Origin of the sequence: Corynebacterium sp. HMSC072D12, assembly GCF_001813925.1 — a bacterium.
GTDB lineage: Bacteria > Actinomycetota > Actinomycetes > Mycobacteriales > Mycobacteriaceae > Corynebacterium > Corynebacterium aurimucosum.
Map to the genome: position 1 here is coordinate 95,629 of NZ_KV814384.1, position 22,156 is coordinate 117,784.

The following is a 22,156-nucleotide window of genomic DNA, read 5'->3' on the forward strand; positions in this document are numbered from 1 at the left end:
AATCCCACATAAACGGGCATATCTGCAGGTGTGTGCGTTTGGGGGATTGTCTTAAGTAACTAGCGGTCCATCTAGTGTACGCCCCTTTTCCCTTTCGTGCGAGCATCTTGGTTGGGAACCTGAACGCGCACTGCAGGATGCAAAATCCGTGGGTACTATCGGCCGTGTTGGGAAAACCACCGAGCACGTCACGGAAGTGGCAGGGCAACGGTGCCGCAAGAACGGTCCACCGCACTGCCTATAAAGACAAAGTCTCGGAAGCCCCCACAATTGAACTTCACTCGATTATTTGAGGAGACATTACAGTGACCATTCGCGTAGGTATCAACGGATTTGGCCGCATCGGCCGCAACTTCTTCCGTGCAGTCGCACAGGGCAACAATGACCTCGAGGTCGTCGCAGTTAACGACCTGACGGACAACGCAACCCTGGCCAACCTGCTCAAGTACGACTCGGTTCTGGGCCGCTTCGACGGTGAGATCGAGCATGACGACGAGTCCATCACCGTCAACGGTCACAAGATTGCAGTCTCCGCAGAGCGCGATCCGAAGAACCTGAACTGGGGCGAGTACAACGTCGACATCGTCATCGAGTCCACCGGTTTCTTCACCGATGGTGAGGCTGCCAAGGCTCACATCGAGGCCGGCGCCAAGAAGGTCATCATCTCTGCACCGGGCAAGAACGTTGACGCAACCTTCGTCTACGGCGTTAACTCCGATGAGTACGACGCTGAGAAGCACAATGTTATCTCCGCCGCATCCTGCACCACCAACTGCCTGGCACCGATGGCCAAGGTCCTGCACGAGAAGTTCGGCATCGAGAAGGGCCTGATGACCACCATCCACGCCTACACCGGTGACCAGCGCATCCAGGATGCTCCGCACCGCGACCTGCGCCGCGCCCGCGCCGCAGCCGTCAACATGGTTCCGACTTCCACTGGTGCAGCAAAGGCTGTCTCCCTGGTTCTGCCGGAGCTGGAGGGCAAGCTGGACGGTTACGCAATGCGCGTTCCTACCATCACCGGTTCCGCTACCGACCTGACCTTCCAGGCATCCCGCGACGTCACCGCTGAGGAAATCAACGCTGCTATCAAGGAAGCCGCCACCGGCGAGTTCGGCGAGACCCTGGGCTACACCGAGGACCCGATCGTCTCCACCGACATCATCACCGATTCCCACGGCTGCATCTTCGATGCTGGCATGACCAAGGTTTCCAACGGAAACTTCGTCAAGGTCCTCGGCTGGTACGACAACGAGTGGGGCTACACCAGCCAGCTTGTGCGCACCACCTCCCTGGTTGCCTCTAAGCTCTAAAGCTTCGCCCTCTGAAATGAGCACAGTGAAGCAAGCTGTGATTGCCTGCGGAAGCACCGCGGGCTAGATACCGGCCCACGCGCCGCGCCTACTATCTCTGAATATGTGGCGTGCGCTGGGCCGGTAGTCGTCTTTAAGGAACGAGTACGCGCTTTCACGCACATCGCGAATCAGGTTCCGGCACACTTTCTAATTGAATAGCATTAACCTTTAGCTTGAGTACCCACCTTTAAGGAGAACACAATGGCTTTCAAGACTTTGGACGATCTGCTCGCAGAAGGCGTTTCCGGCCGCCACGTCCTTGTTCGTTCTGACTTCAATGTCCCGCTTGATGATGAAGGAAACATCACCGACTCTGGCCGCATCACCGCCTCGCTGCCGACTATCAAGGCGCTCATTGAGGGGGGAGCGAAGGTCATTCTGTCGGCACACTTGGGGCGTCCGAAGGGCGAAGTAAACCCGAAGTACTCCCTCGCGCCAGTCGCAGAGGCTCTCTCCGAGGCGCTGGATCAGTACGTTGCCCTTGCCGGCGACGTCAGCGGTGAAGACGCTCACGAGCGCGCCAACGGCCTCAACGATGGCGATGTTCTCCTCCTGGAGAATGTTCGCTTTGATCCGCGCGAGACCTCCAAGGATGAGGCTGAGCGCGGCGCCTTCGCCGATGAACTCGTCGCCCTGGCTGCGGACAACGGTGCCTTCGTCTCCGATGGTTTCGGTGTTGTTCACCGCGCACAGGCCTCTGTGTACGACGTCGCCAAGCGCCTGCCAGCATACGCCGGCAAGCTGGTGCAGAAGGAAGTGGAAACCCTGGCTGCGGTAGCAGAGAAGCCAGAGCACCCGTACGTGGTCGTTCTGGGCGGCGCCAAGGTTTCCGACAAGCTCGGTGTGATCGAAGCGCTTGCCGGCAAGGCCGACAAGGTGATCATTGGCGGCGGCATGTGCTACACCCTTTTGGCTGCGCAGGGCTACAACGTCCAGAACTCTTTGCTGCAAGAAGACCAGATTGACAACTGCAAGGAGCTGCTCGAGCGCTTCGGTGAAAAGATTGTCCTGCCGGTCGACCTCGTTGCTGCAACCGAGTTCGATGCTCAGGCAGAGAACAAGGTCGTCGCCCTGGACGGTATTCCGGAGGGTTGGCAGTCTCTCGACATCGGCCCGGAGTCGGTGAAGGAGTTCGACGAGGTCATCGCTTCTTCCAAGACCGTCTTCTGGAACGGCCCAATGGGTGTCTTTGAGATGGAGGCCTTCTCCAAGGGCACCGCCGGTGTGGCACAGTCGATCATCGACGCCACCGCTAAGAACGGTTCCTTCACCGTCGTTGGCGGCGGTGACTCCGCAGCTTCCGTCCGCCTGCTCGGCCTCGATGAAGATGGCTTCTCTCACATCTCTACCGGTGGTGGCGCTTCCCTCGAGTTCCTTGAAGGCAAGGAGCTGCCGGGCGTCAAGGTCCTGGAAGCCTAAGCACTTAAACCGTCAACTCAGTCTGATTTAGAAAGGCTAATCATGGCACGTACCCCGCTTATCGCAGGTAACTGGAAGATGAACCTCGACCACAAGGAAGCTATTGGTTCCTTGCAGAAGTTCGCATTCTCTCTGCCGAAGGAATACTACGAGAAGGTTGACGTGGCTTTCATGGTCCCGTTCACCGACATCCGCACTGTGCAAACGCTGGTCGACGGCGACGACTTGCAGTTCACCTACGGCGCACAGGACATCTCCAAGCATGAGTCCGGCGCATACACCGGTGAGGTGTCCGGCAAAATGCTCTCCGCCCTGGGATGCTCCTGGGCAGTCGTTGGCCACTCCGAGCGCCGTCAGTACCACGGTGAGACCGACCAGCTGGTTGCTGAGAAGGCCGCTGCAGCTCTGACTAACGGCATCAGCCCTATTGTCTGCGTGGGCGAGCCGCTCAACGTGCGCGAGGCAGGCACTCACGTGGATTACGTGGTCACCCAAACCCGCAACTCCCTGCAAGGCCTTTCTGCCGAGGACCTCTCCAAGACCGTCATCGCGTATGAACCGGTCTGGGCAATCGGTACTGGTAAGGTTGCTTCCGCTGAGGACGCGCAGGAAGTGTGCGCAGCCATTCGCGAGCTCGTCCGTGAACTGGGCGGCGATGAGGTGGCCGAGGGGATCCGCATTCTCTACGGTGGCTCCGTCAAGGTGGATTCCATCGCGGAGATCGTAGGCAAGCCGGACGTCGACGGCGGCCTGGTTGGCGGTGCTTCTCTCAAGGGCGAGGAGTTTGCCAAGCTGGCGGCTAACGCTGCCCAGGGTGCATAGCCCTCATACCAGCTAGCATCACGCTCATGAGCCGTGGCGGGTCGGAATGGTTGCTGGCCCGCCACGTGGTGTATTATCGGGGATTATTGCGCCCGCTTTTGGCGCCCTCTTCTCCGTGGGCTGACGGCATAGGCTGTCACCACCACATAAAATGAACGAACGCGTAAAACAAGGAACTATTTCATGATCTTGGCACTGGAAATCATCCTCGTGATTGCCGCAATCCTGATGTCTGTCTTCGTGCTGCTGCACAAAGGTAAGGGCGGCGGTCTTTCCAGTCTCTTTGGTGGCGGTGTGCAGTCCAACTTGTCTGGTTCCACCGTGGTTGAAAAGAACCTCGACCGTTATACCGTGGTCATGGTGGTCATCTGGCTCGCTTGCATCGTAGCCCTAAACCTGCTGCAGGCATATAGCAGCTAAAACCGCCAGCTGGTCTACGGCCACAACAACGCAGAACGCCGCGTGCTTCCTCTCATGGAGGAGGGAACGCGGCGTTCTTTTTTCCTAGGCTTCAAGCGACCGGGGAACCGTGGCGCTAAAGCTGCTGTGCGGCGTCTTCACTTACGAAAAGTAGAGTCTCTTCGGTGCCCCGCGCACCTGCGGCAGGCCAATCCTCAGCCGCGGCCCCGGCTACGAGATGGGACGCAGCTTCGGCCTTCTCCTCACCGGAGACAAGGAACCAAATACGTTGAGAGCGATTGATAGCGGGGTAGGTCAGCGTGACACGCTCCGACGGGGGCTTAGGGGAATCATGGACAGCAAATGCATAGTCCGTATCCTCATAGACTGCCTCCGAGCGCGGGAAAAGAGAGTTGATGTGGCCCTCATGTCCCATGCCCAAGAGGTGAATGTCGAAGCCCTCCGGCGCAAAATCACGAATCTCGCCTTCATAGGCTTGGGCGGCGTGCTCCATGGATACCGCACCCAAGTCATAACCATGAATGTGCGGTTCTGGAATACCGACCTTGCTGAGAAGAGCCTCGCGAGCTTGTCCCTCGTTGGAATCCGAATCGCTGACCGGAACATTGCGCTCATCCCCGAAGAAGACATGGACCCGCGTCCAGTCCACGGCCAATGCGGGATAGTCGCCGCCTTGCTGCTCGGCAGCTTCGTGGAGGCGCGCCAATTCGCGGAGGACACCGATTCCAGCACCACCACCGGTGAGGACTACGCGTGCTACTCCGTCCTTGTGCAGGCCACCGCCCGGGGCTTGAATCGCTGCAATCGTTTCAATAAAGGCGAGTGCGGCGGAGGATATGAGCTCGTCGATGTCGCTAACGCGGCGAAGCGTGACCATGGTGAAGAAAGATCCTTCTGAATGATGGGACTGGGGAAACGATGGAATAGTTACGCCTACACACTGTAGTGCACGCGCGCTAAGGCGCGGAGAGCATGGGCGTATGTCCTATCCGAATCAAGGTGGCGCAGCTCTTCCGAGAGCACCTCCGCTTCGGAACGCACAGCGAGGCTCACGAGCGATTCTGGGGAACCGGGGACGCTGACCTTAACCGTCGTGGCGTCGACGGCCATGACAGTGATATCCGCGGTGGGGCGCCGGAAGACTAAGGAGGTAATCGGGAAGGCGCCTGCCTCGCATTCCGAGATTCTACGGGTGACGGGGACGGAAAGGGCGTCGAGCAGCCAGCCGGCCGCAAAATCGACGGCGGCATGGTGCTCGGCTCCGGAAATCTCCACCGAATTGACAGGCTCGTGTGGATGGCGGTCAAGAGCAGAGGCGATGATGCCACGCCACAGGGTAATGGCGCCCCAGGACATATCGGAATCACCCGGCTTATAGCCGGAGGACAGCACGTGAAGGTCGTATTGATCAACACCGCTGCCGAAAGCCACGTTAGTGATGCGGCGTTGGGCTAGAGCACCGATGGGTACGGCTGCGGGCGCAGGCGGGCAGGCAGTAGGCCACCAAGCAACGATCGGTGTATCCGGAAGAAGAAGGGGAGTAACCACTGCTTCTGCTTGGTCGGCGAGGGCGCCATGGAGGTGCATAACGACGATTTCCGAGGCACCAGCCTCGCCGCCGACGCGCAGCTCAGCATCGAGGCGGGTTTCCTCTTCGAGGGAGCCCGTGGCGATGACGATGACGCGGGAGGGGTGCTCGTGGGAGGCATCGCGTACTGAAGTGAGCAGGTTGTCAAGGTCATCGCCTTCTTCCGTCATAACGATGAGCGTAAGCACGCGGCCGGTCGTGAGCGTGTAATGCTCCTGCATCTCCACGAGCTTTTTAGAGATTTTGCGCGTGGTCGTATCTGGCAAGGGGATAATCATAAAGCCATTCCTCCTAGGGGCCCTACGGACGGCGCCAGGAATGACCCCGGCGGCGCAGCATTCTATCGGCAGACTCCGGCCCCCATGTGCCAGCGCGGTACTGCTCTGGCTGACCGATGTTGGACCAGTATTCAATGATGGGGTCGAGGATGGACCAGGACAGCTCCACTTCCTCGTTGGTGGGGAAGAGGGAGGACTCGTCTAAGAGGGCGTCGAGAATCAGGCGCTCGTAGGCTTCCGGTGATTCCTCGGTGAAGGCCTCGGCGTAGGCGAAGTCCATGTTGACGTCGCGCACCTCCATGGTGGAGCCGGGAACCTTGGATCCGAAGCGCATGGTGACGCCTTCATCTGGCTGGACGCGGATCACCACGGCATTCTGGCCCAGTGAATCAGCTTGACCTTGGTCAAAAGGCTGGTGTGGGGCGGTCTTAAAGACGAGTGCAATCTCCGTCACGCGGCGGCCGAGGCGCTTGCCGGTGCGCAGGTAGAAAGGAACGCCCGCCCAGCGACGGGAATTGACCTCAAGGGTGCAGGCTGCATAGGTTTCCGTCGTGGATTCGGGATCGAAGCCTTCTTCTTCCCGGAGGCCATTAACATACTCTGAGCCCTGCCAGCCAGCGGAGTACTGGCCGCGGGCTGTGGTCTTGTTAAGCGGGTGCACCGCGTTGGTGGCACGCAGCACCTTGATCTTTTCGGCTTGGAGCGCCTCAGGGGCAAAGGAGGAAGGCTCCTCCATGGCGACGAGGGCTAGCAGCTGCAGGAGATGGTTTTGGATGACATCGCGGGCAGCGCCGATGCCGTCATAGTAGCCAGCACGGCCTCCGAGCCCGATGTCTTCGGCCATGGTGATTTGCACATGGTCGATATAGTGCGCATTCCACATGGGTTCGAAGATCTGGTTGGCAAAGCGCAAAGCCATGATGTTCTGCACCGTTTCTTTACCCAGGTAGTGGTCGATGCGGAAGACCGAGGACTCTGGGAAAACGGCGTTGACAATCTCGTTGAGCTGGCGTGCGGAATTCTGATCGTGGCCGAAAGGTTTCTCAATGATGACGCGGCGCCAGGAATTATCCGTGCTATCTGCCATGCCGACGCGCTCCAACTGATGGCAAATATCGGAGAAGAACTCCGGGGGCACGGAAAGGTAGTAGGCCCAGTTACCGCCCGTGCCGCGGGAAGCGTTGAGCTCAGCGAGTCGGGCAGACAGCTTGTCAAAGCCTTCGTCATCGAAGCTGCCGTGTACAAACTCGATTCCCTTGGCGAGGTGCTCCCACACATGCTCACTGAAAGTGGTTCGTGCTCCTGCCTCGGCGGCTTCGCGTACGTAGTCGCAGAAGGCCTGTTTATCCCAGTCGCGGCGGCCGTAGCCGACCAAAGTGAAGCCTGCCGGAAGCAATCCGCGATTGGCCAGGTCATAGATTGCAGGCAGGAGCTTCTTGCGCGCCAAGTCACCCGTGACGCCAAAAATCACCATGCCAGAGGGGCCGGCGATGCGTGGCAGGCGCTTGTCCTTCGCGTTGCGCAACGGGTTGACCCACGCGCTGGTAGTGCTCACTAAGTGTCCTTTCGGTCTGTGTGAGTTAAGTCCAACTGCTCAGCATAGCGACCCGCGCCGCGTAGGCCATAGTTGCGTGGCCATAGACGGTGCGTGAGTCGCTGTTGAGCAATCACTGTTCGCCGTTGTCTAAGCGAGGCGGTCCGTCATTGAAGCAAGCAAAGCTTCCCATGCATCGACGAACTTGTCGACGCCCTCCTTCTCCAGCACTGCGAAGACATCCGCGAAGTCAATGCCAACTGCCTCCAGCTGTGACCACACCCGCTCTGCCTGCTCCGCAGAGCCACTGAGAGTATCGCCGTGCAGGTTGCCCTGCTCGAGTACGGCATCGATGGTCTTCTCCGGCATCGTGTTAACGGTATCCGGTCCAGCTAGCTCAGAAACATAGAGTGTGGCAGGGTAGTCGGGGTTCTTAACTCCCGTCGACGCCCACAGGGGGCGTTGCGGGTTAGCGCCAGTTGGAAGGTCTTCGCCGCCCGCCGTGAACTCCTTGCGGAACAGGGCGTAGGCCCGCTGAGCGTTAGCCACGCCAGCTTTTCCGCGCAAGGCAAGAGCCTCGTCAGCGCCGTTCAATTCCAAGCGCTTGTCTACTTCGGTATCCAAACGGGAGACAAAGAAGGATGCTACGGAGTGAATCCTGGAAACGTCCTTGCCCGCCGCAGCCGCGCGCTTGATTCCCTCCTTATAAGCAGCAATGACCTGGGCGTAGCGTTCGACGGAGAAGATAAGGGTGACATTGACGGAGATGCCCTCGGCGAGGGCGTCGGAGATAGCAGGAAGGGAGCCATCGGTAGCTGGGATCTTGATCATGAGGTTGGGGCGCTCAACCTTCGCCCACAGCTCACGTGCCTGCTCCAGGGTTGCTTCCGCATCTGCGGAGATGCGGGGATCTACCTCGATGGAGACGCGGCCATCCCGGCCACCCGACTTCTCGTAGATCTCGGTAAAGACGTCGCACGCGTTACGGACATCGTCGATAGCCAGTGCGTACACAGCTTCGTCCGCGTTAGCGGACTTTTCCTTCAGTGCTGCGATATCGGAATCATAGGAGGTGCCGGATGACATTGCGGCAGCAAAGATCGCGGGGTTCGTGGTGACACCCACGATGGACTTAGTGTCCAAGAGCTCACGGAGGTTGCCGGAGTCTAGGCGTTCGCGGGAAAGATCATCGAGCCAGGTTGACGTCCCGAGGTGAGCCAGATTATCAATATGCGTCATGGTGTGGTGTAGGTCCTTTCGTGAGGGGAACTCGGAACGGGAGACTAGTCTGCCTGCGCCGCGCTCAGTGCTTCGCGCGCGGCATCAGCAACGGCCTCGGCGGTGAAACCGAAGTTCTCAAAGAGCTCTGCGGCAGGTGCAGAGGCACCAAAGTGCTCCAGAGACACGGTGCGGCCGAAGGAACCGGTGTACTTGTGCCACGGCATAGAGATACCAGCTTCGACGGAGACGCGCGCGCGGACCGAGGAGGGAAGGACGGATTCGCGGTAGGAAGCATCCTGCTCATCGAACCACTCCAGGCACGGTGCGGAAACGACCCGGGTGGCAGTACCTTCAGCCTCGAGCTGCTTGGCGGCTTCCACAGCGAGCTGCACCTCGGAGCCGGTGGCAAGGAGGATGACATCTGGAGTTTCCTTCGATGCCTCAACAAGGATGTAGGCGCCGCGGCGGACGCCTTCGGCCGCCTTTTCCTTGGTGCCCTCAAGCACTGGAAGATTCTGGCGGGACAGCGCTAGGCCCTTCGGCGCGGCCTTGTACTCGAGTGCTGCCGCCCACGCCTGGGCCGTCTCGTTAGCATCGGCCGGGCGGATGACGGAAAGGTTGGGGATGGCGCGCAGGGCAGCGAGCGTTTCCACCGGCTGGTGGGTGGGGCCGTCTTCGCCCAAGCCAATGGAATCGTGAGTCCACACGTAGTAGGTATCGGTGGACATGAGCGCACCGAGGCGCACGGCGGGGTACTGGTACTCAGAGAAGATAAGGAAGGTACCGCCATAGACGCGGGTATTGCCGTGCAACGCAATGCCGTTCATGATGGCGGACATGGCGTGTTCACGAATACCGAAGTGGAGGTTGCGGCCATAAGGTGTGGCAGTCCAGGCATCCGTAGTGATGGACTCGGGGCCAAAGGACTCCGCGCCCTTGATCACCGTGTTATTGGAGCCTGCCAGGTCGGCGGAACCGCCCCACATCTCCGGCAGGGAGGCCGCAAGTGTTTGAATGGCGGCTTCAGAAGCCTTTCTGGTAGCCAGAGACTCGCCCGCTTCCCACGTGGGAAGCTCGGCGGCGAAGTCAGCAGGAAGTTCGCGTGCCTGGAGGCGGTCGAAGAGCTTCTTCTCTTCCGGGTTGGCTGCGGCCCACGCGTCGAATTTCTCCTGCCACTCAGCATGTTTCTGTGCACCGCGGGCAGCCAGCTCGCGGGTATGAGCGAGAACTTTCTCGTCGATGTGGAAGGACTGCGCAGGATCGAAGCCGAGGACTTCCTTGGTCGCGGCCACCTCGTCTTCACCGAGGGCGGCGCCGTGGACGCCACCGGTGTTCATCTTGTTCGGTGCTGGGTAACCGATGACCGTCTTTACACGGATGAAGGAAGGGCGGGAGGTTTCGGCGCGGGCAGCAGCAGCGGCCGCTTCGATGGCTTCGACGTCCTCACCGGACTCCACGGTCTGCACGTGCCAGCCATAAGCCTCGTAGCGCTTGGCGACGTCCTCGTTGAAGGCAATGTTGGTGTCATCCTCGATGGAGATGCGGTTGTCATCCCAGAAGACGATAAGGTTGCCCAGCGTCTGAGTACCTGCCAAGGAGGAGGCCTCAGCAGTCACGCCCTCCTGCAGGTCACCGTCAGAGGCGATGACATAGACATAGTGATCGAAAGGAGATTCGCCAGCCGGGGCGGAAGCGTCGAACAATCCACGCTCCTTGCGCGCGGCCATGGCCATACCAACCGCGGAAGCCAGGCCCTGGCCCAGCGGGCCGGTGGTGATTTCTACGCCGTCGGTGTGGTGAACCTCCGGGTGGCCGGGAGTCTTAGACCCCCACGTGCGCAAAGACTTGAGATCCTCCATCTCGAGGCCGAAGCCGCCGAGGAAGAGCTGGATATACTGCGTCAGAGAAGAGTGCCCCACTGAGAGGACAAAGCGGTCGCGCCCTGCCCAGTGAACATCGGCTGGGTCATGGTTGAGCACGCGCTGGTAGAGCGTGTAGGCCAGAGGCGCCAAGGACATGGCGGTACCGGGGTGGCCGGAGCCGCAGTTCTGAACGGCATCGGCAGCGAGCACGCGGACGGTATCCACGGCGCGGGTGTCGAGGTCACTCCAGTCCGAAGGATAACGGCGTTGAACCATAGCCTGCAGTTCCGGGGACAACTTTTCGTGCGACACGGCGAAAACCTCACTTCGCTTCTGGAAACAGATATACCGTTAATCAGTGTAAAGGTTTTTCGATCTTCGGCGGGGGATTATATAAACCAGGTTTCGGGCGGTAGTCTGGCATGGTTGACGCCGTTGCTCCCCGCTTTCGGATCTGGCTGGCGAGTGCTTCGAAGAGGAAACCTCGACCGTGCCACACAGCTCTCGGGATATCTCGGGAACTTTTTAGCGCGAGCAGACGACCACTACTTCAGACCTATAAGCCATACACCCACGTGCCGGATATACGGAGGACTATTCCTTGGAGACCATCAAGGCCTATTTTGCGCTAACGAAACCGAGGATCATTGAACTCCTCCTCGTGGCAGCAATCCCGGCTATGCTCCAGGCCCAGCGTGGATTCGAGGCGGTGTCCTCAAACTTCTGGCTCATCGTATCCACCATCTTTGGCGGATGGATGGGTGCCGCTGCGGCCCACACGTTCAACAACGTCGTGGACTATGAGATTGACCAGAAGATGCAGCGCACTCGTGCTCGGCCGCTGGTGCGCAAGACTATTTCGCGTCGCAATGCCGCCATTTTTGCTTGGGTCATGCTCGCACTATCCGTCTTCTGGCTGGGCGTGCTGGCGCATTCCTGGCTGGCGGCGTTTTTCGTGCTGCTGACTAACTTCTTCTATGTCATCGTCTACACGAAGTTCCTTAAGATGCGAAACTCCCAGAACATTGTCTGGGGTGGCCTAGCAGGCTGTATGCCCGCCATGGTGGGCTGGGCGGTGATCCGGGATAACGCACCGGCGGGGGAGCCTGACCGTTGGTGGCAAGCCGTAGTCTTGTTCCTCATCATCTTCTTCTGGACCCCGCCTCATACGTGGGCGCTGGCGATGAAATACAAGGAGGACTACCGCAAGGCCGGGGTGCCGATGCTGCCCGTCGTTGCCGGGGAGGTGGAAGTTACCCGCCAGATTGTGTGGTACACCATCGGCACGGTTATCGTGACCTTCCTTATTATCCCGGCAGCCTCCTGGATCTACTTGGTGGCCGCGGTGGCCTCCGGTGCGGTCTTCTTATGGATGGCAATCCGCCTCCACCAAGGTGTGAAGAAGGGCGCAAAGGTCAAGCCCATGCGCCTATTCATCTACTCCAATAACTATCTCTCAGTCCTCTTCATTGGGCTGTCTATCGACGCCGTCGTGGGCTGGGAACCCATCGGTCGCATGCTGGGCTGGTCGGCCGCCCTCTTCTAACGAGGCGGCCTGCCAACCAGATCAGCGAACCTCCAATTATCTCGAACTAGTCCAGGGAGCTACTCCTTGGACTAGTCTTCTCTTACGCGCAGAACGATGGAGCCGGTGGTTTTGCGCTCTTGGAGGTCGCGGTGGGCCTGAGCGGCTTCGGCGAGCGGATATTCCGCCGAGATGCGGAAGTCGAGGTCGCCATCGATGACCGCCTGCACCACTGCCTGGGCGCGCATCTGGAACTCGCCTTCCTGGGAGGTCCAAGCACCGAGCGAGGGGCGGGTGAGGAAGATGGAGCCGTGCTTGTTCAGCAGCTGCGGGTCCATCGGCGGGACGGGGCCCGACGCGGCGCCGAAGAGCGCTACCGTGCCGCGCGGCCGCACAACCTCAAGGGATTCACCGAAGGTGGCTTTGCCGACGCCATCGTAGACCACGTCGACGCCGCGCCCGCCATTGTGACGACGTACCTGCTCTGCCAAGCCACTGCTGTAGCGGAACACGTGGTCTGCACCCGCGCCGTAGGCCAGCTCTTCCTTCTCATCGGTGGAAACCACGGAATAGACGGTGGCGCCCAGGGCCTTGGCCATCTGGGTGAGGATTAAGCCCACGCCGCCCGCACCGGCGGTAATGAGGCAGGACGCACCTTCCCCCAGCTGATAGACACCGTGGGTGAGGTAGTGCGCCGTCATGCCCTGGAGGAGCATGGAACCTGCGACGGCGGAAGGAATCTCGTCGGGGACGGCCACCACGCGGTCGCGCGGCACGCAGACTTGCTCCGCATAGGAGCCGAAAGCGTGATCCCAGGCCACCATCGTGCCCGGGGCGATTTCCCCCTGGGGGTCGTGCACAACGCGTCCGGTTCCCTCGAGTCCGATGATGAACGGCACGGAGGCGTTGTAGATGCCTTCGCGGTAGTAGGTGTCGATGTAGTTGACACCGGCCACGGAGACGTCGACAAGCAGCTGCTCCTTCGTCGGCGTGGGGGATTCTACCTCGGCGTAGGTGAGGACCTCGGGCCCTCCGGTCGTGGTCACCTGAATAGCATGCATGGTGTCTAGGCTAAACGAAGCCGAGGGCTCCGCGCAGCAAAAAGCGCCGCCATCCTCACTTCCTGATGAGAACGGCGGCGCTTCGAGTACCTGTTTTACCGGCTCCGTTGGCTCTGCTTAGCTGTGGGCGGCGGGGACGTTCTCGCCACCGCGCTGGGAGGTGCTGGCAGTTGTGCCATCCTCGTTGCCGACGCGGCGCAAGCCATGCGCCCACAGCAAGGCGGTGAAGGCCGTGACCACTGAGGACATGCCCACGTGGAAGGGGACGGTCCAGCGGGGGATGTGGAGGTAGAACTGAGTGACACCGATAGCCCACTGTATGACGATGCAGGCAATGAGCACCCAGCCGGCCTTCTTCGCCACCTTGGGAGCGCCGGTGCGGTGCAAGAGGAAGACCACGATGAGCGTCAGCGCTAAGTAGACGTACATGCAGACCGCGTGAATGATGGCCATGCCATAGGTGTCCACGCCGAGGCGGCCCTCCATGCCCACACCGGCATCACCGGAGTGGGTACCCGAGCCAGTGACAAAGGTGCCCGTCAGCAGAACGATGGACAGGGCCACAGTGGCCACCACCGCGAGGGTGCGCACCGCGGCGGGGAAGAGGCGAGTGGGAGTGCCGTCATCGGGTTCATTAATGCGGGAGAACAGCATGGCCGCGATCCACACCAAGACCATCGACGGGAGGAAATGCACAGCCACACTCCACCAAGAAAGCTTCAGCACGACTGACAGAGCGCCAATGAGTGCCTGCACCACGATGCCGGCGAGCCCCGCCCAGGCATAGACCTTGAGCTCCTTGCGGCGCTGCGCCTTGTGAACGACCACGATGCTGGCGATGGCAGCCGCCGCGACAACGAAGGTCAGCAGGCGGTTTCCAAACTCAATGGCTTGGTGGAGCATGGGGGCCGCACCCTCAATGGGCACCAAGGAACCGGGGTGGCAGTTGGGCCAGGTAACGCAACCAAGGCCGGAGCCGGTGACGCGCACAATGGAGCCCGATACCGTAATGCCGCCCTGACAGAACAGAAGGATGAGGGCGATAGTGCGCTGCATCTTCAGCGACGGGCCAGAGGCCACGCCGGCAGGCGCGAGGGGACGTAGAGAAGAAACATTTGCGGTACTCACGGCTATTCAGCCTACCGCTCGGCCCTGCCCCGGAACCAATATCGACGGGTGGGTCACACCACGCAAGGGAGAAGAATCACTTTTAGCCCTCGAAGCGGAACCAACGCACCGCGGCAAACGACGCCACTGCTGCCCACACCACGAGGACCACGAGCTCAATGCCCGGGAAAGAACCGTTGAGGGCGGTATCCAGACCAGCAGCCATGGCCACCGTGGGCACCAGCGTGAGCACCCCGTTGTCGCCGAGACCCTGGGAAAACATCGCCCACCCGACGGCCCCGAGAAGGAGAAACCAAATCAGGTTGGCCACTGCCAGGACTACCTCAGAGCTAAAGGTTCCGCCCAGCAGCAGTCCCAAGGCTGTAAACGTGGCCACTCCTAACGCCAAGGTCAGCACGCCGATGGCAGCGCCCCCAGCAGAAACTCGCAAGCCGAGGATAGCTGCGACGGTGCCGAGCACAAGGACCTGGAGCACCACCATGGAGAGCACGCCGAGAATCTTTCCCACCACGATGGCCCAGGCAGGAACGCCCGATGCGCCGGTGCGCTTCAGTGCACCATAGCGACGGTCGAAGGCCAAGGAGATGGCCTGACCTGTGAAACCGGAGGAGGTCGCTGCAACGGCCAGCACCATGGGGAAAACCTCATCCACACCATGCCCGGTAGTGTCCTTCAGCTTCGCGGCGCCGATCAGGATAGCGAGCGGGATAATGATGCTCAGCAACTGTTGCTCGCCGTGCCGCAGCATCAGTTTGGATTCGATAGCCCCTTGGGCACGCGCCATGGCCGCTACGCCGACGCGCTGCGGGTGCGGGCTAAAAGTGCCGGGTGCGAAGGTGCTCATGGAGCGTCTCCTTGATCAAAGAAAGTGGTGAAAAACAGTAGAGGAAATCAGCAGCGGTTCTAGCTGCGCATCTCGCGACCGGTGAGGTCCAAGAAGACCTCTTCGAGGTTGCGGTGCGAGGTATGCAGGTTGCGGAGGACAACGTTTTGCGCGGCCAAACCCGTGGCGAGATCCGCGATAACGGCTGGGCTGACCGTAGAGGTGAGTCGGTAGTGCAAGGGGCGAAGGGCCTCGGCGGAGATCCCGACCTCACGCAAGGCCTCCAGATCCACCGGGGTTGCGGTATCAAAGTTCAGCTGCGGGATGTCGGTTGTCTCCGTGAGGGAAGCTGCGGTGCCGCTGGCTACGAGCCGGCCGTGGTCGATGATGACGACATGGTCGCTGAGCGCTTCCGCCTCGTCCATGAGATGAGTAGTCAAGATGACGGTGACGCCGTCGGCCCGCAAAGAGCGGATAAGGTCCCAGACGGCAAGACGCGATTGGGCATCCATGCCTGCGGTGGGCTCATCGAGGAAGACCAATTCGGGGCGACCAATGATGGCCAGAGCGAGAGAGAGACGTTGTTGTTGCCCACCGGACAAACGGCGGTAGCTATTCTTTTCCACCCCGCGCAGCCCGAGGGTATCCAGAAGCCACTCCGGGTCCAAAGGATTTTCGTTATAGGAGGCGCTGAGTTTCAGCATCTCCTTGACCTTGATGCCGGAGTAGGAGCCCCCGCCTTGGAGCATGATGCCGATGCGGGAGCGCACTGCATCAGGGTTGCGAGCGGGGTCAAGGCCTAAGACTTCAATGTGGCCAGAAGTGGGCTTTTTGAAGCCTTCACACATCTCGATGGTGGTTGTCTTTCCGGCACCGTTAGGGCCCAGCAAACACAGGATCTCGCCATGTTTGGCGCGGAAACTCAGCCCGTTAACTGCGTTGACGTCGCCATAGGTCTTAATGACGTTATCCAATACAAGAGCTGATGTAGTCACGGAGCCTTAGTCTAGGACACGGACGCCTGAGCGTCGCAATACAACCCACCCCGCAGCGGCGAGCGCGAGGAAGGTCACCAGGGCGGCGAGGTAGATGATGAATACCGTCCCGGGAGGAAGCCCGAGTCCGCGGGGCAGGACGATGAAGCTCATCAACCCGGAATAGATCATGACGGCCAAGCGGAAAAAGCGGCGGTTAGCCCACGCGGCGAGCGGCAACACGGCCCACAGGATGTACCAGGGTTGGACAACGGGGAAAAACACCACGAGCACAAAGGTGGACACTCCCAGACCACCCACTGGGTGGATTGCGCCGCGGTAGGTGGCAAACAGCATGCGGATCATGAAACCGGCGGCGATAATGACGCCCACGGTACGGGTGACGCTGAGGATGGCTTCGGTGTGATCGCCTAAACCTAGCAGCATCCCCAGGGAGCCGGCGCCGACACCCACGGAGGTTGTCGCAGACAGCCAGGAACGGATAGTTGCTGCGCCGCCCTGACCGAAAATCCAACCTATGTCGATCCCCGTAATGACAGTGACAGCGGCGATGGACGCTGCGAGCACCAGCAATTGGGTCACGCCAGCGCCAAGCACCGCCCGCACTGGGGGGATGCCGAGCTTGTCGACGAGCCCGCGAGCCGCCGCCATGCCAACAAAGCCTAGGCCAATGAAGCCGGTGACCTTGACCATGCCCGCGCAAGAAATAAGGACACCCGAGGCTAGAAACAACCCCGACACTCGCCATCGGGCGTTGTGCTCGTCATTGACCGCCCGCAGGCCCAGCTCTACACCGACGAGAGCCAACCCCAACATGAAGGATTCATTGTGGATTCCGCCGACGAGGTGAAGGATGGTCAAGGGGTTAAGGATGCCCAGCCACAGCGCCGCCTCGGGGGATACACGGCATCGGGTAGCAAGCCGTGCACTGGCCCAGCCGGCAGCGATGATGCCGAAAAGAGAAAACACGCGGTGCAGCACCACACCCCAAATGATGGAATCGTTGGTCAGCCAGCTCACGACAGCTGCCAAGCCCAAGGCTACGGGGCCGTAGGGGGAAGGGGAGTTTGCCCAAATGAAGGGGACGGACCGGGCAAGATCATTATCTGCGCCCAAAAGTTCCACGGGGCCCGCGGAATAGGGATCGAGCCCTTGAAGCACGATGGAGCCGTTGGCGAGATAAGAGTAGATGTCTTGGGTAAACAGCGGCGCGGTGACGAGCAAGGGGAGAACCCATCCCAACCATGTTCGCCACATCTGACTTTGCGTGACTACTCGCGGGGAGTGGCTAAACCGCGGATCTGCGCTAGGTGTTGAGCCTGTACTTGCGCTCGCCGAGTTCTTGCCCAAGCGCAGCGGTGCACCCACCAACGGGGCCATGCATACCCAGGCCGTCACCATGAATCCGACACCAATGAAGACAAGGGCGGATGCTGATTGCAGCATTCGCGTCATGAGCGAGCCAAAGGGCAATGACTCATAAGGGTTACCCACGACGGGCAGGGCACCGGCACCTAGGCCGCCAAGCGCAATGAGTAAGGCTCCAATGGTTCCGAGCCATCTCAGGCTAAAAAGTGTGCGCAGCTGGGCTATGGTGCGGCGGTGAACGTCGCCAAGCGCGGCGTGATCTGCATCTTCGGGGGAGTCGGGAAAATCCTGGTGAAGGAGCGCAGAGCGGGATCCCGGGACTCCCATGCGGGGGAGTTCATCGCGCACACCCCAGATGACTCGGTGCAATCGCCCCGATTGGGTGTAGCCGCGCTCCATATTCATGCCTGTTTACCTTAGTCGCTCGGTGGGGAGAAGCGACTAGGTGCCCGCGACACGAATGAAAGAGTGGAAATCGGGAATGAATTAAGGAACACTAGTGTTGTCTAAAGGGAGAGTGTTTCATTCAAGGAGGTGTACACCGTGACGAAGGAGTTGCCAAGGGAAACTCGCTCTACAGAGGGCGATACCCGCCGACACGTCATGCTGTTGCTTCTCAAGGACGGTCCGGTAACGGCGTCGTATTTGGGTGAACGTCTCGGTCTCTCTGCGGCCGGCATCCGTCGGCACTTAGACATTCTGGTGGAGGAAGGACTCACCGAGGTGGTGCACCGCCGCCCGCCAGCCCGTCCCGGGCAAACAGTAGGCCGCGGTCGCCCCGCCAAGCATTTCCGCCTTACGGATCAAGGGCGCGCCCAATTTGGTCACGCCTATGACCAGTTGGCGGCGGAAGCACTCACAGCGCTGCGAGAAGCGGGTGGTCCGGAAGCAGTCCGCCGCTTTGCCAAGGCGCGATTCGAACGCCTCGTAGAGGACGTGACACCTTTGGTACAGGATGAGGAATCTGTTCCGGAGGTGGCTCGTCAGCTAGCTGAGGTGCTCGATGCGCATGGCTACGCGGCCACGGTGACGTCGGTGGGCAACGGAGTACAGATTTGCCAGCACCACTGCCCGGTTGCCCACGTGGCCACCGAGCACCCGGAGTTGTGTGAAGCTGAACAGGAAGTCTTCTCCGCGCTATTAGGCAAACATGTGCAGCCCTTAGCCTCCATCGCGGATGGCCATGGAATCTGCACCACGAATATCCCCTTAACTCCCGTTCCACCAGCTTCGGCGGAGCGGGAAGAAAACTAATCGAACTAGAAAGGAGCGGGCTTTGACACAGGCACAACCAGCACCAGGGCTTGAGACCAAGATGAGCGATGACGAGATCATCTCTTCCATCGGTGGCTATGAGTACGGCTGGCGTGATTCCGACGAAGCCGGCCAGGCTGCACACCGCGGTTTGAGCGAGGATGTCGTCCGCGATATCTCGAAGAAGAAGAACGAGCCGGAATGGATGCTCGAGTCCCGCCTTAAGGCGCTGCGTGTATTCAACAAGAAGCCGGTTCCGACGTGGGGCCCGGATCTTTCCGGAATCGACTTCGACAACATTAAGTACTTTGTCCGCTCCACCGAGAAGCAGGCCCAGACCTGGGATGACCTGCCGGATGACATTAAGGAAACCTACGACAAGCTAGGTATTCCGGACGCCGAAAAGAAGCGACTTGTCTCTGGTGTTGCCGCGCAATATGAGTCCGAGGTGGTTTACCACAAGATCCGTGAGGACCTTGAGGCCCAAGGCGTTATCTTCGTTGATACCGACACCGCAGTGCGCGAATACCCGGAGATCCTCCAGGAATACTTCGGCACTGTTATTCCGGCCGGCGACAACAAGTTCTCCGCGCTGAATAACGCGTGCTGGTCCGGTGGTTCCTTCGTGTACGTCCCGAAGGGCGTCCACGTGGATATCCCGCTGCAGGCCTACTTCCGCATTAACACCGAGAACATGGGCCAGTTCGAGCGCACCCTCATCATCGTGGAAGAGGGCGCCTACGTTCACTACATCGAGGGCTGTACCGCGCCGATCTACAACTCGGATTCGCTGCACACCGGTGTTATCGAGATCGTCGTGAAGAAGGGCGGCCGCTGCCGCTACACCACCATTCAGAACTGGTCCACCAACGTCTACAACCTGGTGACTCAGCGCGCCAAGGTCGAGGAGGGCGGCACCATGGAATGGGTCGATGGCAACATCGGCTCCAAGGTGACCATGAAGTACCCGTCCTGCTGGCTGACCGGCGAGCACGCCAAGGGTGAGGTCCTCTCCCTGGCCTTTGCTGGCGATAACCAGGTCCAGGACACCGGCTCCAAGATGATCCACATGGCGCCGAACACGTCCTCCAACATCGTCTCGAAGTCCGTGGCCCGCAACGGCGGCCGCGCGGCCTACCGCGGCTTGGTGCAGGTCAACGCTAACGCTACGAACTCCGCTGCCAACGTTGAGTGTGATGCCTTGCTTGTGGACAATGACTCGAGGTCGGATACGTATCCGTACAATGACATCCGTAATGATCACGTCACCCTTGGCCACGAGGCAACGGTCTCCCAGGTTTCTGAGGAGCAGCTGTTCTACCTCATGTCCCGCGGTATCGCTGAGGAAGAGGCCATGGCGATGATTGTGCGCGGCTTCGTCGAGCCGATTGCTAAGGAGCTCCCGATGGAATACGCGCTGGAGCTCAACCGTCTTATCGAGCTGCAGATGGAAGGATCGGTGGGCTAAGTGGTAGCTTCCAATGAATTTAATCCTGCTGACGTCACTAAGGGAGACCAATTCACGTCCTTCAACGTAGAGGACTTCCCAGTGCCGCACGGCCGCGATGAGGTCTGGCGTTTCATTTCCTTGCGTAACCTGCGTGGCCTGCATAATGGTGAGTTCGCACCGGCTACGGCGCAGCAGATCGACGTGGTGGCTCCGGAAGGCGTGACCTCTGAGACGGTTGCGCCTGACGACGACCGCCTGGGAACCGCTGGCGCACCTGCTGACCGCGTTGCAGCTCAGGCGTGGTGCTCCATGCCGGAGGCCCAGATTGTCAGTGTTGCCGCTGATGCACGTCCCGACAAGCCGGTGGAGATCACCATCACCGGCGCAGGTGAGGGCGTGACGTCCTTTGGCGCGACCTCCATTCACGTGGGCAATCACGCGGAGGTCACCATCGTTCTTAAGTACGTCGGTTCCGGCACTCACGCAGACAACGTGGAGTTCGTGCTGGGCGACGGCTCCCAGGTCACCGTCGTCGTCGACGCTGACTGGGAGGACGACGCAGTGCACCTGTCCCACCAGATTGCGAAGGTGGGCCGCGACGCCGTACTGCGCCACAACACCGCTATCTTTGGCGGCGAGATCGTGCGCCTCGTTCCACGCGTAATTTTCGATGGCCCCGGTGGCGATGCCGAGCTGCTCGGTGTCTACTTTGCTGATGCCGGCCAGTACTTTGAGAACCGCCTGCTGGTGGACCACGACGTGCCAAACTGCCGCTCCCGCGTCTTCTACAAGGGCGCTCTACAGGGAGCTACGGCTGCGCAGAAGGCCGAAGCCGGCTCTGCTTCCCGTACCCCGGAGGCCCGCACCTGCTGGGTCGGTGACGTGCTCATCCGCAAGAATGCGAACAACACGGACACCTATGAGACGAACAACAACCTGATCCTCACCGAGGGTGCGCGCGCTGATGCCATCCCGAACCTGGAGATCCAGACCGGTGAGATCGTCGGTGCTGGCCACGCCGCAACGGTGGGCCGCTTCGACGACCTCGAGCTGTTCTACCTCATGTCCCGCGGTATCCCTGCCGCCGAGGCACGTCGCCTCATCATCCGCGGCTTCTTCTCTGAAGTCATTTCCCGCATCCCGGTCGAGTCCCTGCGCGAGGATCTGGAATCCCGCGTCGTCGACGAGCTCGCCAAGATCAACGCTTAAATCTTTCCGAAAGCAGGTACCAACTCAATGTCTACCCTGGAAATCAAGAATCTCCACGCGCAGGTGCTCCCACATGAGGAGGACGGTGAGCCCACGCCGATCCTCAAGGGCGTAAACCTCACCATCAATTCCGGTGAGACCCACGCTGTCATGGGTCCGAACGGCTCCGGCAAGTCCACTCTGTCCTACGTTATCGCTGGTCACCCCAAGTACGAGGTGACCGAGGGTGAGGTGCTCCTCGACGGCGAGAATATCCTCGAGATGGAAGTCGATGAGCGCGCCCGCGCTGGTCTCTTCCTGGCTATGCAGTACCCGACTGAGGTGCCGGGCGTGAAGATGTCGCAGTTCATGCGTTCCGCCGTGACCGCTATCCGCGGTGAGGCTCCGAAGCTGCGTGAGTGGAACAAGGAGCTCACTGAGGCTCGTGAGAAGCTGGCCATCGATAAGTCCTTTGCACACCGCTCCGTGAACGAGGGCTTCTCCGGTGGTGAGAAGAAGCGCCACGAGGTTATGCAGCTGGATATCCTCAAGCCGAAGTTCGCCGTCATGGATGAGACCGACTCCGGCCTGGACGTCGACGCCCTGCGCGTCGTTTCCGATGGCATCAACAGCTACCAGGAGGAGACCAAGGGTGGCATCCTCCTCATCACGCACTACAAGCGCATCCTCAACTACGTTGTCCCGGACTTTGTCCACGTCTTCGCCGACGGACAGATCATCAAGACCGGCGGCGCTGAACTGGCTGACCAGCTTGAGGCAGACGGCTACGAGCAGTTCCTCAAGTAGGCAGTAGCGCCGATCACGACCACACCACGACACGCTAGAGAAGAAGAACCGAGCACAA

The 22,156-nt window shown here is 60.3% G+C and carries 19 protein-coding genes; 9 read left to right on the forward strand and 10 right to left on the reverse strand.

Translation table 11 applies throughout. The features are described 5' to 3' along the window. Positions 1–305 precede the first annotated feature (305 nt). From gap to secG, 4 genes are all read left to right on the forward strand, one after another. On the forward strand, positions 306–1,313 hold the full coding sequence (gene gap / locus HMPREF2943_RS01385) for a type I glyceraldehyde-3-phosphate dehydrogenase (protein WP_070444886.1): 1,008 nt from the start codon (positions 306–308) through the stop codon (positions 1,311–1,313). 243 nt (positions 1,314–1,556) lie between these two features. Next, a complete protein-coding gene (gene pgk / locus HMPREF2943_RS01390; protein WP_070643464.1) occupies positions 1,557–2,774 on the forward strand; it encodes a phosphoglycerate kinase in 1,218 nt (405 codons plus the stop codon). A gap of 42 nt (positions 2,775–2,816) precedes the next feature. After that, positions 2,817–3,596 (forward strand): triose-phosphate isomerase, encoded by a 780-nt coding sequence (gene tpiA, locus HMPREF2943_RS01395; protein WP_070444881.1) that lies wholly within the window; start codon positions 2,817–2,819, stop codon positions 3,594–3,596. Positions 3,597–3,779: 183 nt separating this feature from the next. Beyond that, complete coding sequence (secG, locus tag HMPREF2943_RS01400) at positions 3,780–4,016, forward strand: preprotein translocase subunit SecG (RefSeq protein WP_070643470.1); 237 nt, start codon at positions 3,780–3,782, stop codon at positions 4,014–4,016. A 115-nt stretch (positions 4,017–4,131) separates the two neighbouring features. On the opposite strand, the gene pgl is transcribed toward secG, so the two are convergent. The 5 genes from pgl to tkt form a co-directional block, all read right to left on the reverse strand. After that, positions 4,132–4,893, reverse strand: coding sequence for a 6-phosphogluconolactonase (gene pgl, locus HMPREF2943_RS01405; RefSeq protein ID WP_070643473.1), 762 nt, complete (start codon positions 4,891–4,893; stop codon positions 4,132–4,134). Between the two features lie 56 nt (positions 4,894–4,949). Then, complete coding sequence (locus HMPREF2943_RS01410) at positions 4,950–5,882, reverse strand: glucose-6-phosphate dehydrogenase assembly protein OpcA (protein ID WP_070643476.1); 933 nt, start codon at positions 5,880–5,882, stop codon at positions 4,950–4,952. Between the two features lie 22 nt (positions 5,883–5,904). Then, positions 5,905–7,437, reverse strand: a complete 1,533-nt coding sequence (gene zwf / locus HMPREF2943_RS01415; protein ID WP_070643478.1) for a glucose-6-phosphate dehydrogenase — start codon at positions 7,435–7,437, stop codon at positions 5,905–5,907. Positions 7,438–7,566: 129 nt separating this feature from the next. After that, positions 7,567–8,655: a transaldolase gene (tal, locus tag HMPREF2943_RS01420; RefSeq protein WP_070643481.1), complete on the reverse strand. Its 1,089-nt coding sequence runs from the start codon at positions 8,653–8,655 to the stop codon at positions 7,567–7,569. Positions 8,656–8,699: 44 nt separating this feature from the next. Further along, entirely contained in the window at positions 8,700–10,775 is a 2,076-nt protein-coding gene (gene tkt, locus HMPREF2943_RS01425; protein WP_210399708.1) for a transketolase, read from the reverse strand. Between the two features lie 325 nt (positions 10,776–11,100). On the opposite strand from tkt, the gene HMPREF2943_RS01430 reads away from it, so the two are divergent. Beyond that, a complete protein-coding gene (locus tag HMPREF2943_RS01430) occupies positions 11,101–12,045 on the forward strand; it encodes a heme o synthase (protein WP_010186753.1) in 945 nt (314 codons plus the stop codon). Positions 12,046–12,116: 71 nt separating this feature from the next. Here the strand turns inward: HMPREF2943_RS01430 and HMPREF2943_RS01435 are convergent, their stop codons facing one another. The 5 genes from HMPREF2943_RS01435 to mptB all read right to left on the reverse strand — a co-directional run bounded on the left by HMPREF2943_RS01435 (position 12,117) and on the right by mptB (position 17,804). After that, a complete protein-coding gene (locus HMPREF2943_RS01435) occupies positions 12,117–13,085 on the reverse strand; it encodes a quinone oxidoreductase family protein (protein ID WP_070444867.1) in 969 nt (322 codons plus the stop codon). Between the two features lie 117 nt (positions 13,086–13,202). Then, positions 13,203–14,213: a COX15/CtaA family protein gene (locus HMPREF2943_RS01440; protein WP_070710607.1), complete on the reverse strand. Its 1,011-nt coding sequence runs from the start codon at positions 14,211–14,213 to the stop codon at positions 13,203–13,205. 82 nt (positions 14,214–14,295) lie between these two features. Beyond that, positions 14,296–15,057, reverse strand: coding sequence for an ABC transporter permease (locus tag HMPREF2943_RS01445; RefSeq protein ID WP_070710608.1), 762 nt, complete (start codon positions 15,055–15,057; stop codon positions 14,296–14,298). A gap of 59 nt (positions 15,058–15,116) precedes the next feature. Next, positions 15,117–16,031 carry an ABC transporter ATP-binding protein gene (locus HMPREF2943_RS01450; protein ID WP_070710609.1) on the reverse strand — a complete coding sequence of 305 codons (915 nt, stop codon included), beginning with the start codon at positions 16,029–16,031 and terminating at the stop codon, positions 15,117–15,119. Positions 16,032–16,037: 6 nt separating this feature from the next. Continuing rightward, positions 16,038–17,804 carry a polyprenol phosphomannose-dependent alpha 1,6 mannosyltransferase MptB gene (gene mptB, locus HMPREF2943_RS01455; RefSeq protein ID WP_070710610.1) on the reverse strand — a complete coding sequence of 589 codons (1,767 nt, stop codon included), beginning with the start codon at positions 17,802–17,804 and terminating at the stop codon, positions 16,038–16,040. A gap of 138 nt (positions 17,805–17,942) precedes the next feature. Between mptB and HMPREF2943_RS01460 the strand changes: the two genes are divergently transcribed. The 4 genes from HMPREF2943_RS01460 to sufC all read left to right on the forward strand — a co-directional run bounded on the left by HMPREF2943_RS01460 (position 17,943) and on the right by sufC (position 22,098). Beyond that, positions 17,943–18,653, forward strand: a complete 711-nt coding sequence (locus tag HMPREF2943_RS01460; RefSeq protein WP_070444851.1) for a helix-turn-helix transcriptional regulator — start codon at positions 17,943–17,945, stop codon at positions 18,651–18,653. Positions 18,654–18,714: 61 nt separating this feature from the next. Continuing rightward, positions 18,715–20,121, forward strand: coding sequence for a Fe-S cluster assembly protein SufB (gene sufB, locus HMPREF2943_RS01465; protein WP_201829579.1), 1,407 nt, complete (start codon positions 18,715–18,717; stop codon positions 20,119–20,121). Beyond that, complete coding sequence (gene sufD / locus HMPREF2943_RS01470; RefSeq protein ID WP_070444846.1) at positions 20,122–21,312, forward strand: Fe-S cluster assembly protein SufD; 1,191 nt, start codon at positions 20,122–20,124, stop codon at positions 21,310–21,312. Between the two features lie 27 nt (positions 21,313–21,339). Continuing rightward, a complete protein-coding gene (gene sufC / locus HMPREF2943_RS01475) occupies positions 21,340–22,098 on the forward strand; it encodes a Fe-S cluster assembly ATPase SufC (RefSeq protein WP_070444843.1) in 759 nt (252 codons plus the stop codon). Positions 22,099–22,156: the final 58 nt, after the last annotated feature.